Origin of the sequence: Tunturiibacter gelidiferens, assembly GCF_014201335.1 — a bacterium.
Taxonomy (GTDB): domain Bacteria; phylum Acidobacteriota; class Terriglobia; order Terriglobales; family Acidobacteriaceae; genus Edaphobacter; species Edaphobacter lichenicola_E.
In genome coordinates this window covers 119,500-133,255 of the sequence record NZ_JACHEB010000010.1, presented here as the reverse complement: position 1 = coordinate 133,255, position 13,756 = coordinate 119,500, and the positions used below count along the sequence as shown (strand labels likewise).

The window sequence follows — 13,756 nt, the reverse complement described above, 5'->3', positions numbered from 1 at the left end:
GCTGACTTGACCTTTTCTGGTTGGATGCGTCTCTGGTCAAGTTCAATGGTGCAGCGGACTCCCCTTTGACTGACTCTCCGCATCAAATCTCGACATGGCCCGTCCCCGTCTCCACAAAACACTGCTAACTTTGTCCCTTGGTTTCCCGTTTGTCGCCTTTACGATCGCGGCTCACTCCCAGACGCAAGCGCTTCCGCACGACACAGCGATCGGCCGTCTCGAGATATTCGCCACCTTCAACGGCCCCATGCCGACTGGGGTCACGGTTTCACGAGCGAATCGCGTCTTCGTTAACTTTCCTCGGTGGGGTGATGATGTTCCCTTTACCCATAGTGCGAATAGAAAGTTGGTCGGAGAACAACATGGTGCAAATCAATCAATCTACAACCAAAGAAACAGCGAAACCGACAACGAAATCTACGTTACCAAGGCACCCTTCTCATAGAAAGTCGGCTTGTGAGAAGTGACCGGTTGAAACTTTGGCGACGGCCAGATGCGCATCGGATGGATAGCCGCATTCGAGGTTACAATTTTGCTAGAGATCGCGACCGAGGTTTGAATGGGTTCCTTGCGGCAGAGTTTTCAGTATGGCATGCGATCGTTTGTTCGAAGCCCTGTATTTGCTTCGATCTTTGTGATCTCCCTTGCGGTGGGGATCGGCGCGGCGACTTCGGTGTTTTCGCTGCTAAACGCGCTGGTACTGCGCGCGTTACCGCTTCCGCATCCGGAGCAGCTAGTTGCGATGAATGGGATCTACCGGAACCATGCGCGTGTTCCGATCACTGGCCCGATGTATGCGGAGCTGGAGCGGGATCAGCGCGTCTTCTCCGGCATCTGCGGCTGGAGCGGAGGGGGAAGGAGAAATATTGAGATCGACGGAAAGATGTCGCTCGTCCCGGCGCGTGCGGTGGCGGGAGATTACTACGGGGTGCTGGAGGCGCAGCCGCTGCTGGGGCGGCTGATCGGGCCAGGCGATGTGCAAGGAAGCCAGGCGTCCCAGGTGGCGGTGATCAGCTACGAGATGTGGAAGAAACAGTTCGCGGGCGATCCGGCGGTTGTGGGCAGGACTATTCGGGTTGAAGGGAAGCTGTTCACGATCATCGGGGTGACGCGGAGATGGTTTACGGGGGTGAGGATTGGAGAAGAGGCCCCTGGGATCACGACACCGGCGGGTACTTCGCAACAGTTCGATGGCGGGAACCGCACTCTGCTGTGGCTGAACGTGACGGGGAGACTGAAGGACGGGGAGACAGTTGAGCGTGCGCGGTCTCAGCTAGAGTCGTTGTGGCCGCATCTACTGGAGAGTACGGTTTCGGCGGATATCAAAGGGGAGAGGCGGCAGTCGTTTCTCGCGATGGGGCTGGAGGTGGACCAGGCGACGAGGGGAGTGGACAGCAATCTGCGCACGAAGGTGAGGAAGCCGTTGTATCTTTTGCTTGGCATTGTTGCGCTGATTCTGCTGGTGGTGTGCGTGAACCTGGCGAGCCTGACGCTGGCGCGCGCGAGCTATCGCAGACATGAGATCAGCACTCGGATGGCACTGGGTGCGAGTTCGTGGCAGGCGGTGCACCAGTTCGTGGCGGAGACGATGTTTCTTTCCGGGGTGGGTGCAGTCCTGGCGCTGGCGCTTTCGGTTTTGGGCAGCCGACTGCTGGTGGTGCTGTTGACTCGCAATGAGAGTGTGCCGGTGCTGTTGAACGTGATGCCGGACTGGCGTGTGCTCTGCTTTGCGGTTGTTGTGGCTCTGCTTGCGGGGCTGATCATTGGACTGATTCCGGCGTTGCAGCTCTCGCGGCAGGACCCTGCGAGGGCGATGCGACAGGGTCAGAGGACGCTGGGGCGCGGGACAGGAGTTCTGGGGAAGGCGCTGATTGTGTCGCAGATTGCAATCTCGCTAGTGCTTGTGCAGATGGCCGGGTTATTTCTGCGTTCGCTGGAGGGGTTGAGATCGTTCGATCCTGGGTTTACGCGGGTTGGGGTGACGCAGGTGGAGCTGGCTTCGGTGCCGCGGGTCGGCGATACGACGGATGCGATCAGCTATCGGAGACAGGTGCTGGAGGAGGTGGGGAATATGGCGGGGGTGCGGTCGGCGGCGTTTTCTAGCGTGGCGATACCGGCGGGAGATACTGGGTGGAAGGAGACTGCCTCTCCTACAACGAGCACGAATGCAGCGGACGCAGCTGCGGCGACACTGGTGGAGGTCTCGCCTGGGTTCTTCAGGACACTTGCGATTCCTTTTGTCTCGGGGCGCGACTTTGCGTGGACCGACGATGCGCATCATCCGCGAGTGGTGATTGTCGACAGCCTTCTGGCTAAGCAGCTATTTCGATCGGAGAGTGCGATCGGCAAGCGGATTCGGTTCGGGGTGCAGCCTGATTTTCAAGATCTGGAAATCGTCGGTGTGTCACAGAGTGCGAGGATTGCCGATGTGCGCGATGCGGATGCGCCGATGATCTTTGCTCCAACACCGCAGGGCAACGGATACGCGACGACGCTTCTGGTTCGGGGGAGCGACAGTGCGGAGTTAACGCGAGACGTGGATGCGGTGCTGCAGTCGTTTGGGGAGGAGTATTCTTCGAGCAGCAGAACGCTGGAGGCAAGCAGCGAACGCACGCTAGTGTATGAGCAGATGACCGCGACGCTGTCTACGTTCTTCGCCTCGGTGGCGCTGGTGGTGGCGGGGTTTGGACTGTTTGGACTGATGTCGTATGCGGTGAATCTGCGGACACGGGAGATTGGGGTTCGGATGGCGATGGGTTCGCAGCGCGGCGGCATTCTGCGACTTATTCTGCGGGAGAGCGTGGCGATTACGCTGATCGGTGTTGGCGTTGGACTGCCGTGCGCGCTTGCGGCGTCGCGGGTGGTGGCGCATATGTTGTTCGCTACGTCGTTTGCTGATCCGGTGACGGTGATAGGTGCTGCCATGGCGTTGTTGCTGACGGGAATGGCTGCGGGGTTGCTGCCGGCGGTGCGGGCAATGAGGCTGAATCCGATGGCGGCGCTGCGGCACGATTAGAGGCTTGTGGCGAAGAGACTGTTCGTTCACGGACAGCCTGTTGGTTGAAATGGACAGCAGTCTGGCGGAGCGGCGGCTTGTTGGTGACGCACTTGATGGCAAATAAAGCGCTGTTGGGTGGGTTGTCTTTGGTCGGTGGCAAAAGGAGACAGCGACTATGGCTTCAGTACCTGTCGCGTATACCGTTGACCGCTCAGAGCAATTGATCGCGACCGTTACTGGGACTGGAGACGGTGGCGTAGAAAACGGACTTCGTAACCGTAATGCATGGCAACAATGATGGAACGCTCGCCGCGCCGAATGCACCGCCTTCCTCCGGAGCGATCGCCGAGGGCTTCGACACATTACCAGGGGGTTTCTCGATTCAGGATGTTGATGGGGACGGCAATCTGGATGTTCTGTTCAGTACCTACCAGAGGCCGACGGCGTTCGGAGTGAGGGTTTCGCAGTCGAGTGTCTATCTCGCATACGGCAACGGAGAAGGCACCTTCCAGCCCGCAGTAGCAGCGATCTCGACCCTTGTTATCCCCAGAGCATTAATTTTGCCGACGCCAAGGCGAAGGCATCGTCGACGCGATCGCATATTATGACGGCTACATCGCTCTCTATCCCGGGACCAGTCCAGGGAGATTTTCCCAGTGGCCAACATCGCAGATCAGCAGCGGCGTTCAGGGCAACACGCACGCCCTCCCCGCGGACCTCCTTGAAAAGGCCGGCTTTGAAGTATTTCTGTCGTAGGTAAACAGGGAAATAGCTACATCCAACCTAAAACCTCCATTAAGGGTTTTGATCTGACCTGATGCACTGGGAAACCAGGATCGATGCCTTGCTTCTTCCCGGATAGGCCGGATAGCCGATCAACCTCCAGCACGTTCCTATGCTTGCCAGGAACTGCATACACTATGGGGTAGCCATGCCGCGACCGAAGACCGGAGATAAGCGTGCTGCCATCCTCCGTGCAGCCACCAAGACGATTGCCAAAGATGGCATTGGCTCGTCCACTGCCAGCATCGCGAAGGCTGCGGCCGTGGCGGAGGGATCGCTGTTCCGGTACTTCCCGGACAAAGACAAGCTGCTCAACGAGCTCTACCTCGAGCTTAAACTAGACATGCGAAGCGCAATGATCGCGGGCTTTCCATTGACCGGCTCACTCCGGAAGCGAGTCCAACATATCTGGAACGCCTACGTCACCTGGGGTATGGAGTCGCCGGCGAAGCGTAGGGCGATGACGCAGCTCACCGTTTCTGAGCGCATCACCGACCAAAGCAGACAGGAGGGGCAGGCGGGCTTCGAAGACGCTACCGAAGCAATGCAGCAGTTTGTCGCGCAGGGCAAATTAAGCGGTCTGCCCTCAGTCTTTGCGTCAGAGCTCCTGCTCGCGATGGCTGAGACGACCATGGCGTCTATGGTGGCCAACCCAGCCAAAGCGGAGCACTACCGAAGCGCAGGTTTCGAGGCCTTTTGGAGTGCGGCCGCCAAAAAATAGCCTGATATGAAATTTCCACCAAATTAATGAGTAGTCACTCCGCTATACCGCATCCAATCATCAGAACGGAGGTTTTGATGTCCAAAGTATGGTTGGTAACAGGTAGCGCAAGTGGTTTGGGTCGCGATATCGCGGAGGCAGTTCTTGCTTCCGGTGATCGCATCCTGGCGACGGCCCGCGATCCACACCGGTTGAACGATCTGGTGGAGCGATATGGCGAGCAGGTGCATATAGAGCCCCTCGATGTGGCAGATGAGGCGGCGGCAAAAGCCGCGGTCGAAAAGGCTGTTGAGGTCTTCGGACGGCTGGATGTTGTCGTCAATAATGCGGGGTACGGAGATGTTGCCCCTTTTGAACAGCTAAGCTCAGAGAGCTTTCGCGCTTTGGTCGCCACGAACTTCTTCGGCGTCGTCTATATGACACGAGCGGCGATCCCGGTCATGCGGAAGCAGAAGAGCGGTTGCATCCTTCAAATCTCTTCCGTCGGTGGCAGGTTGGGGGTTCCTGGAAACGCAGCCTATCACGCGGCAAAATGGGCTGTAGGTGGCTTCACCGAATCACTTGCACCGGAGCTGGCCCCCTTCGGCGTTCAAGTGTGCGCAGTCGAGCCAGGTGGTATCCGGACCAACTGGGGGAAGCGGGCAACCGCTGGCACACCAGAGCTTTTACCCGACTATGAGGCTTCTGTAGGCACGTTTATCAAGATGTTGCAGGCGCACTGGGGGCATGAGATGAGCGCTCCAGCGAAGGTCGCACAGGTCATTCTGCAACTAGCCTACAAGGAGCAGCTCCCTGCACACCTCTTACTGGGCAGCGATGCCGTTCAGTATGCCCGCTTTGCCGAGGAAAAGCGGGCATCCGACGCCAAGGCGTGGCACAACATCAGCGTCTCAACCGACGCGGAGAATGTAAAAGGGTTGCCCGATTTGAAGTTCTGAAATTGGTGCAGGCGTGGCTGCGGAGATCGTGGCACGCCAGCATTCTATCGTTTTATCTGTACATGTCATTCGATCGCGACGATCCTACTGGATTCCGGAGAAGTGCCTATCGATCAAGTCCAGAAGTTCCTCGGACACCTGCAACTCGCGACGACCAGATTGACGCGGAAACCAGCATTCGGGCGCTTGGAGAAAACTATTTGCGCGCCAGGGTCGGAGGAAAGCCTTGAATCCGGCAGCGACCTCCGTTGAAGATGCCGGTCTCTGTGACCGGCTGGAAGAGCCAGAGCGTATGCGCGATGAGATCGACGACGATACTCTCCGCAAGTACTTCACCCTGACAAAATCGGACCTGAGCAGGTCGCTCAGGGACGCGGTCCCACCAACAGGTTAGGAGTTGTAGTTCAACTTTGAGCGCTTCGTTGGCAAGGCTATTTCCTGCCCAACACAGGCGACGTTCCCAGCTCCGTCGTCGAATGATTGGGTCTCTATTGGGTCTACTGCCCCTCTCACTAGAGAGCTATCCCCCGAAACGAAAAGACTCGATTTGAACATTTGGAACGTATCCGGCAGCATCTAGAGTTTGTTCGCTGTGATGCATCACAGCGAGACCGTCAACTGCTTCACCTGACTCGCGAGTGGCGATAGTCACCTGCGAGTTCGAGCGTGCCGCGGTCAATCTCAAGATGACGGTCAATGCACAAAACCAGATAGTCGGCTTGGTTTTCGTACCTGCTGCTGCGCCTCAAGCAGGCCAGCCAGCCTCGGGGTCCGCGCCCCCTATGCGAACCAGCAAGGTTTTGATGAGAGTGATGTAGCCGTGGTGGATGGTGAGTGGAAATTGCCAGAAACGCTGACGCTTCCGAATGGTGGGGTCAGTCGAAGGCGTATACGTCCGCTCTAGATCCGAGCATGCCGGCTCAGCCTAGTACATCTCTCGATCTACAGCGATCGGACCGCGTTCGAGCGGGCCGAGATGTCCGAACAGACTCTTTGACCTTCGTCCTTGTCTGTCCGTTATCTCGGAAAGTGACTCTACTACGACATCATTTCCCCGGGCCGTGGGACGTGGGGTTGGACTATACCTCATCGATACATGTCTAACCAGGGACCTCGCAACTCACTGATTCCCTCAGATTGGGCGCCAACCGGCATAATTGAATTACACGACAGAGGCTCAAATCTCGCCCTCAATGGGTCAAAGGAACTAATGGACGTCCATAAGTCCTCCCTGCTCGACATTTTCACTGCAAAGCAGCGTCTTGAAGTCCCTCTTTTCCAGCGACAGTACGTCTGGAGCGAAGAGCAGCAATGGTTGCCGCTCTGGGAAGACATCGAGCGTAAATTTACTGAGGCCCTTGAGGGGCGCAGAGAAGCATCAAACAACTTTCTAGGTGCGATGGTGTTGGATCAGAAGCAGACACCAACAGGGCATGTGGTAATCAGGCAGGTCAGATGGCCAGCAATGGCTAACGACCCTTCAAATCTTCTTGGCGGCTTACCGGGATTTCTGCAAGGGGCAAGCTTGTGATGCGATCGCGGGCGAATGTGACAAGTTTCTCTTCAACACAGGAATGATGTCTGATCCGAAGGTGGATCAGTTCAAGGTGTGGCTGACCCAGCTCGACCGAGTACAGTTCTCTGATGTGTTGCTTTCGGGCTCCAGAGAGGAAGTAATTAAGCGGCATCCGCTCACCAAGAAACCATATACACGCAACTATGATCCCCGACCTCGCATGGTGGCCGCTTACCTCTACTTCATCGATCGCATACGTGTATTCTTCCTCGGTGAAGAGGGCGACGTTCCAGTAGCGAGCGAACATCCTCTCCCAACGCGCGTTGGTGAGTGCTTTCAGACCCTGAAGAATGGCCTAATGATCGTAGTTATAGACCTCCAAAAGGACGATGATCCTTAGGTGATTTTCGAAACCCTCAATGCCCGTGGCGAACCACTCCTGCCCGCCGATCTGCTCCGTAATAACGTGTTTTTCCGTGCAGGCCGTGAAAAGGGCGTCGATGTCGAGGCGTGTACCAGAAATTTTGGTCAGGGTTTGATGAAGAGTTTTGGCGCGAGGAGGTAAACAAGGGCGTCTCGTTCGTCCCAGAAGCGATCTGTTCATGCAGCACTTCCTCGCTAGTCGCCAGGGGCGCGACATTCCACTTAAGCATCTATACGTGGAATATCGTCACTGGATTGAGATGGAGCAGCCTTTCCCAAGCGTCACAAGCGAATTGGCAGTTCTTAGTCGGCAGCGTGTTATGCCGTAGGAGCATTAGTTCGTGAACATTCGTTATTCCCTTTACCACCGGAGACTCGTCGAGGCGGAGAGCGCGAAATGCGCTCGCACCCAAGGCAGGCGCGGCAATGGGTTTTCCTTCACCGCTAAACGTGATCAAGCCTGCGTCAAAAGCAGCGTCCCATAGTGACGACAATAGATAGCCGTTATAGACGTCGAGTCGTAGCGAATCCGTTTCGCATTCTGCCCATGGCACAATATGCGATGCGCGCAGCAGTGCTGGATCTGTTATGCCAGTTAACGGACAAGTCCCACTCCAGTAGTCCATGAGTGCCTTGCGAAATATCTCCTGTCCCACTCGCATCACGACTAGCCGCTCGGCCTCGGTCGTTCGCGGAAGATCGGCGGTTCCGTGCTCAAACGCAACAAGTGGAACGGTCGGCAGACTAACGATCAGGCGATAGGTTCGATCGAGTGCCCGATGTAATTCGTAAAGAGTTCGAATAGCGATCGTTTTCGCTCCCGGACCTGGTAACTTGCTTTCAGGCAATTCGCGAGCTACCCCAGCGTGCTCAATAGAGTAGCCAGTGGCCGGCAACGGCACGAAATAAAGACGTCGCATGGAGCTGTTGTTGAGCCGAAGCGGGGCCAACCCATGTCGATTCCACGGAACAGTCGATAACCATTGTCAGCTGCGACCTTTGTGGCCTCCGTCTGTGTTGAAACAGAGCTGATCAGGATGAGCCAGAATTGCGTTTCCTTCCGACTGGTCGTGTCTACAGGAGAACTTCATACATGAACATACCGATCATCTCAGCGATCGATCTCGTAACTATGCGGATCGGCGAGAATGCTGATAACGACAGATATCCTGCGCGTCGGCGCGCTCACGTCAAGCCTGTTGCTTTATCTCTCCTATAAGACCGGGCTTGATTGCAAGACAAGTGAGGCGGCGGAACTCCTGATCTCGTTCCATGCTCGATCAGCGACGAGGACCTTCATTCACTAAAATCCCTGTTATTCCCCGATGCATGGTTCTCCACGCGCCATGATGTGGAACTCTCATCAGTGTCCCGACTTCGTCGTACCCGAAGTTGTTGCAAAGCTGTGTAGGAGACTATGCGCCATATTCACCAGATTGCTCAGACATTGAACGACGTCACCAGATGGTAGCGGTTGGATCTGATCGTTTTTGAAGAATTGATTGCTCTCACCGAAGAAGAAAAATTGCACGATAACCCGGAACTTGATTGGTTGAAGTAGTGTTAGAGCGCCTTGGAAGAATAAGTGCCTTGCCCGATCGATAGTCTTCTAGCCGGTGCGGGGAAACGCTGATAGTCAAGCCGCAGAGAGACTGGTAGGATCACGACTCATGATGGAACTCTTTCACAATTTCGTCGTCCCGATCCTTCTCGGTTTGTGTGTGACGGCGTTGAAGATTATTGGGGATCGCAAGGAGCCCAGCTTCGATGAGGCGAACGGCGTCGCCTTGGATCTGGTACTGATCAGTGTTGGCGCTCTGGGTGCTTTCTACATGAAGGGACGGTCAGCCGAGACTGCGTTCGATGCCGGGGTCGGGAATGCAGTGATAGCTGTCATTCTGGTGTTTATCCGTTATGTTAGGGCGCTGCACCGTGGTAAACTGTCGGCGGAAGACGCGCCACCCGTCGCATGGTGGACGGCTGCTATAGAATTGCTTTTAGGCCTCGTGGCAATCATTTGGACCCTCAAGGCCGTCTAAGAATCTAAAGAGGAGGAGGCAATCATGGGAGCTTCAGTACACAATGCGCTAACCTCCTTTGCCTGGGCGGTACCTTCAGCCCTCGCCCTGACCGGTCTCATGAAGGTAGGCCAGCTCATTTACCAGCATTTTCACAAGGCGGCGGTGGGCGGGATGGAGATCCCCCATTATTCAAAGCGCGAATCGATGCGAAAAGCAGCGATGAGAAAATAAGATTCGCATCAGCCACACACAGCCTCCTACGTCTCCGTAGGAGGCTTTTTCTCTGTCGCAAATTGAGGATCGGGTGCCGCGCCGGACCCGAACTCGCCTCAATCGAGAGTATCCTCCAGCCGGTGCTGGGCTAACCCAGGGCGACACCGTCATCAAATCTTAGGATGCTCATTCTTGCTTGACGGCTCTCTTGTTTTCATGTATCACATGATGTAGACATTTTAAGCTACTGATTATACGTATGATACGTCTGCTCAGCGATAGCATTACTCAAGCACAGAGTGTAATCATCAGCTCGAGCTTAGAGACGCCTGGCACCCGATGATGGACCGCCAGCTTGCGAGGTTCTAAGTTCGGACAAGCGCGACACCGTCGCCCGTCCCGGTTCAGGACCGTCTCACCCAGTCCCCCGTAAGATTGTTCGTCCTGGCGCTTCAGTGAGCAACAAGAGGGGCACAGCCCGAGCGCAAGGATCTCCGTCGCCAGCAGGGACAACACATCGCGCCTTAGTCCTTTCTCTTCAAATCGCTCCTATTCCCAAACCTTCTCTCAGATTGAGATCACCTTCAGCACTTTTTCAGCAATAGCTTCCCTCTTTTGCCACCCGCTTCTTCTTCGATAGCGAGAAACTCCGTCCGGTTTCGCCCCGATGCCTTTTTGCCTTGTAGAGTGCGAGATCTGCGGTGTGAGCCAATCGCGTCGGAGATGGAGCGATCGAACTGTCGCATGACGAGACACCAATGCTGATTGTAACGAAGCCCAGGGGGGACGCCGAGTGCAGAAGGCGAAGCTTGGCGACCGCATCGTGGAGCTTTCTCGCCACCGCCGAAGCTCCCGACTCCCCCGTGGTGGGAAGCAGAACAGCAAACTCTTCGCCTCCATAACGCGCGACAAGATCGTTGGTGCGGGGCAACGTTCCCTGCAGGGCACGCGCTATTTGAACGAGGCATTCATCTCCCGCCAGGTGCCAATTCGTATCGTTGAACTGCTTGAAGAAGTCCACATCGATCATCAGTAACGAAATCGCCAACGCGGACCGTTTCGCAGCGCGGCAATCAGCGTCGATCATCTGGTCAAACGTGTGACGATTCGCAATCCCAGTCAGGCTATCGACGCCAACCAAACTCTCGAGATGTTTTTTGGCGGCTACTAGAGACTCCTCCGCTTCGATCCCCCGAGTCTGTGTCAGCACATTCAAGGCACCATAACAGATAATCGCCATCAGAATGGCAGTCGCGCCAACGTAGAGTTGCGTCCGGAAGACTAGCATCCCCGCAAGAAGTAGCCCAAAACTGACAAAGATGGGGCTTCCACTGCGAACCCAGCGAGCCACCCGTGAGGAAGGCTTTGCAAAACAAAGATCAGCGGAACGAATTTGTGCGATAAGAATCACGAGCAACAAATATGGGGCCGAGATGAACAGGTCCAGCCACACAAAATCATGCTTGATCAAAATGTGATTGTGGATCGCGGGAAAGACCGTGTTGATCCACATGAAGATCGAAATGATGTAGAAAAAGCGCCGTTCCTGCATCCCCGCTGCTCCCAGTGCGCGGATCGGATTGCCGCGACCGAGAATACCAATACATAAAAGGTGGCGCCCATTGCCAGCGAAAGACAGGCGTTGATGATCCGCACAGCACGCAAGGCATAGCTCAATTGTGAATCGGTCTCAAAGCACGTCATAAGTTTCTGAACTTATGAACTCTCCACTAACAGAATCCTAAATACGGCCATAACATCTCCTCTAGGAACCTCTCGGCATCCGCGGCCAACTGCAAAGGAGTATAGACTTATGTATTCATCCGACAAATAAACTGAGTCGATAAAAGCTTCCTCATTCATGTGTTTGGCCGGAGCTTGCGTAGATCGCCTGGACGGCGTGCCATGCGAAATACTCCTCAAAGCTAGACTACTTATTTGCACAAGAAGCGTAGTATCGGTCCTATCGATAGGCCTTAAGGCTTTGCAGGGAGCATGGAATCTCCATCGAAGATGAAGCCCTGGTCCACCTCTCACCCATCGGGTGGGAGCAAATCAACCCGACCGGCGATTACACCTGGCAGGCTGCCGGAAAGCTCCGCAATGGCTCGTTCAGGCCTCTGCGACCATTTGCAGTCTCAAACGAGTGATCAAAATTGCTGAGCGTACGATTCTTGACGTTTGGTGTAGTGACCCCTATAAGCTGGGAACTGTTTGCATAAAGGCTCCGGCCAAACACATGAATGAGGAAGCGGATAGGGACACCAAACCGTTCCTCAAGCCAAGAGGTGTCCAGTCTGCGATCCCTCCCACGCGAATCAATCGTAAGAGTCAATAACATCTGACAGTTAATTTCCAAAAGATTAGAGCAGCAGTGAGGATTGTTTTCGGGCGCACTTCCGCGCTATGGTAAGCCTCGTTGCGGTACTTGTGGAGATACTTCAACGGTTTTGCCAAGATCGCCTTGCCTCATCCAACTGAAATACCACGCTAATCAATATCCGCAAGTGACGCTCCTGAAGACATATGCTACCGCTCTCAAACCTGACTCAAGACATCAGATCCGAAACCATATCCTCGGCTTTTTGAGAAAAAGTAGTCACCATTGCAGTTGCTATATGTGATAGCTTCACTATATGTTGTAAGTTTTTGATTATAAGTCCGATAACGCCATTAAGTATAGTCAGCTTGTTCGCGACCCGATAGAAATGTCATGGCTCCGCCCATCAGTCTGGCATCGGCGTTTGCCGACCCGCGGTGATGAAAGGGTCCGTTGTTGAGCGTAGGGTGTTGTTGCGCCGTCGGCACCGAGGTCGTCCATTTCACTGGTGCGAGTGAGCCCGTCCATTAGTCAGACCCGGAACCCTGAGCACCCCGGATTATGCCACGAGCTGGCGACAGCTCCGGGATGGACGAACGATAGCGCTATGTCCTTGGGCCGGTAATGTGCCTAGTGTTGAAGTAGAGCTAATCATCTCGCTACTTCAACCAACCAGACGTATCTGCGCTAGGTCTGGATCGACGACTCCCAGGTCTGAAAATATATAAGAGGCAGAATAATTTGAACCCACGGCCCTCACCCCAGATCGTGGGGGTCTTTTTTGCGATTGGGGTCGCTAGAATGTCTCAATGGATAGAATCAACCGATGCGAGCCGGTGATTGAGGCCGAGTACGGCAAACTAAAACGCCGGACCAAACCCACACTTGGATTTAACTCGATGAAGCTTACGCCGTCCTGGGACGCGTACGTCGAATAGCTCGATATCGCTGAGCTTCTGACTCTTGCCCTTCCCCGGTTCGCACCGAGTGGCCTAAATGAAGAGGGTTCGAATCCTTATAGTTTCCCCGATCGTGCTCACTGTACGTTGCCGGAGGAAGCGAGTAAACAGAGCGTTCGGGAGACCGGCTGTGCTGACATCGAAGACGGACGTCTCTTATTCTGAAAGAAATTCCGATGCGTCGAACAGAACATGAAAGGAGACTCGAATGGCAGAATAGTAAAGAAGGTAAAGCGCCGGCTAAGCCGAAGAAAACAGCAACAAAGACGGAAGAAAAGTCGAAGATAACAGATCCTTCACACGAGCAGATCGCCCTACTTGCGCAGAAGTTCTGGGCGGAGCGAGGCTGGCAAGATGGATACGCAGAGTAGAATTCGCTTCGCGCTGAGCAAGAGTTACGTGCACCGGCCCCATGAGCGAAATTCGAGAATCAAGTGAGGGGGCCAGTATCCGATGGGACTATGACTTCTTGCTTCAGCCCAATAATAGGTGTTCTATACAGGAGGGGAAATTCTTCGAAAAACGGAGTTGTGTCGAGTAGATTACTATTATTTTTCTCTTAGAAAACTAGTATTATGCCCAACTGTAAAGTTTAAGCCCTCCCCAGGGGACTAACATGCACCCTCTCCTACGTCAGCTCTTGTAAGCGAGTTTGGTTGGATGGTCGATTACGAGGTCGCAGACACTCGTGGAATCGGTGACCCGATTGCACTCCACTAGGATGAACTGCATCAGTTAATGAGCATCACTGGCATTGCTGTACCTGTACAAAATTGCCAGGCCATCATATGTTATGGCCATTTCCCACCGTCATTGAAGTGCCGCCTGCCTTTTACCAGCCTCTAAAGTTCACGCATTCAATGT

At 54.8% G+C, this 13,756-nt stretch carries 14 protein-coding genes; 11 read left to right on the top strand and 3 right to left on the bottom strand.

Translation table 11 applies throughout. The features are described 5' to 3' along the window. The first annotated feature begins 94 nt into the window (after positions 1–94). The 7 genes from HDF14_RS19280 to HDF14_RS26135 all read left to right on the top strand — a co-directional run bounded on the left by HDF14_RS19280 (position 95) and on the right by HDF14_RS26135 (position 6,971). Positions 95–445 carry a hypothetical protein gene (locus tag HDF14_RS19280; RefSeq protein ID WP_183980182.1) on the top strand — a complete coding sequence of 117 codons (351 nt, stop codon included), beginning with the start codon at positions 95–97 and terminating at the stop codon, positions 443–445. Between the two features lie 114 nt (positions 446–559). Next, positions 560–3,016: an ABC transporter permease gene (locus HDF14_RS19275; protein ID WP_183979910.1), complete on the top strand. Its 2,457-nt coding sequence runs from the start codon at positions 560–562 to the stop codon at positions 3,014–3,016. Positions 3,017–3,279: 263 nt separating this feature from the next. After that, complete coding sequence (locus HDF14_RS19270) at positions 3,280–3,606, top strand: VCBS repeat-containing protein (RefSeq protein ID WP_183979908.1); 327 nt, start codon at positions 3,280–3,282, stop codon at positions 3,604–3,606. A 323-nt stretch (positions 3,607–3,929) separates the two neighbouring features. Then, positions 3,930–4,502 carry a TetR/AcrR family transcriptional regulator gene (locus HDF14_RS19265; protein WP_183979906.1) on the top strand — a complete coding sequence of 191 codons (573 nt, stop codon included), beginning with the start codon at positions 3,930–3,932 and terminating at the stop codon, positions 4,500–4,502. Between the two features lie 77 nt (positions 4,503–4,579). Beyond that, entirely contained in the window at positions 4,580–5,440 is an 861-nt protein-coding gene (locus HDF14_RS19260) for an SDR family NAD(P)-dependent oxidoreductase (RefSeq protein ID WP_183979905.1), read from the top strand. Between the two features lie 226 nt (positions 5,441–5,666). Next, positions 5,667–5,834: a hypothetical protein gene (locus HDF14_RS19255; RefSeq protein WP_183979903.1), complete on the top strand. Its 168-nt coding sequence runs from the start codon at positions 5,667–5,669 to the stop codon at positions 5,832–5,834. An 816-nt stretch (positions 5,835–6,650) separates the two neighbouring features. Continuing rightward, entirely contained in the window at positions 6,651–6,971 is a 321-nt protein-coding gene (locus HDF14_RS26135; RefSeq protein ID WP_221304782.1) for a DUF262 domain-containing protein, read from the top strand. Between the two features lie 340 nt (positions 6,972–7,311). On the opposite strand, the gene HDF14_RS26130 is transcribed toward HDF14_RS26135, so the two are convergent. Both HDF14_RS26130 and HDF14_RS19245 read right to left on the bottom strand, forming a co-directional pair. After that, on the bottom strand, positions 7,312–7,560 hold the full coding sequence (locus HDF14_RS26130; RefSeq protein WP_221304781.1) for a hypothetical protein: 249 nt from the start codon (positions 7,558–7,560) through the stop codon (positions 7,312–7,314). A gap of 49 nt (positions 7,561–7,609) precedes the next feature. Then, positions 7,610–8,329, bottom strand: a complete 720-nt coding sequence (locus HDF14_RS19245) for an HNH endonuclease (protein WP_183979901.1) — start codon at positions 8,327–8,329, stop codon at positions 7,610–7,612. 720 nt (positions 8,330–9,049) lie between these two features. On the opposite strand from HDF14_RS19245, the gene HDF14_RS19240 reads away from it, so the two are divergent. After that, the gene (locus HDF14_RS19240) at positions 9,050–9,418 is read left to right on the top strand and encodes a hypothetical protein (RefSeq protein WP_183979899.1); all 369 of its coding nucleotides are present in this window, start codon (positions 9,050–9,052) and stop codon (positions 9,416–9,418) included. A 24-nt stretch (positions 9,419–9,442) separates the two neighbouring features. Further along, positions 9,443–9,631 (top strand): hypothetical protein, encoded by a 189-nt coding sequence (locus tag HDF14_RS19235; RefSeq protein ID WP_183979897.1) that lies wholly within the window; start codon positions 9,443–9,445, stop codon positions 9,629–9,631. A 577-nt stretch (positions 9,632–10,208) separates the two neighbouring features. Here the strand turns inward: HDF14_RS19235 and HDF14_RS19230 are convergent. Then, positions 10,209–11,165: a GGDEF domain-containing protein gene (locus HDF14_RS19230; RefSeq protein ID WP_183979896.1), complete on the bottom strand. Its 957-nt coding sequence runs from the start codon at positions 11,163–11,165 to the stop codon at positions 10,209–10,211. A 1,577-nt stretch (positions 11,166–12,742) separates the two neighbouring features. Here HDF14_RS19230 and HDF14_RS26820 point away from each other — a divergent pair. Both HDF14_RS26820 and HDF14_RS19225 read left to right on the top strand, forming a co-directional pair. Then, a complete protein-coding gene (locus HDF14_RS26820; protein WP_260698407.1) occupies positions 12,743–12,871 on the top strand; it encodes a hypothetical protein in 129 nt (42 codons plus the stop codon). 197 nt (positions 12,872–13,068) lie between these two features. Further along, complete coding sequence (locus HDF14_RS19225; RefSeq protein WP_183979894.1) at positions 13,069–13,263, top strand: hypothetical protein; 195 nt, start codon at positions 13,069–13,071, stop codon at positions 13,261–13,263. Positions 13,264–13,756: the final 493 nt, after the last annotated feature.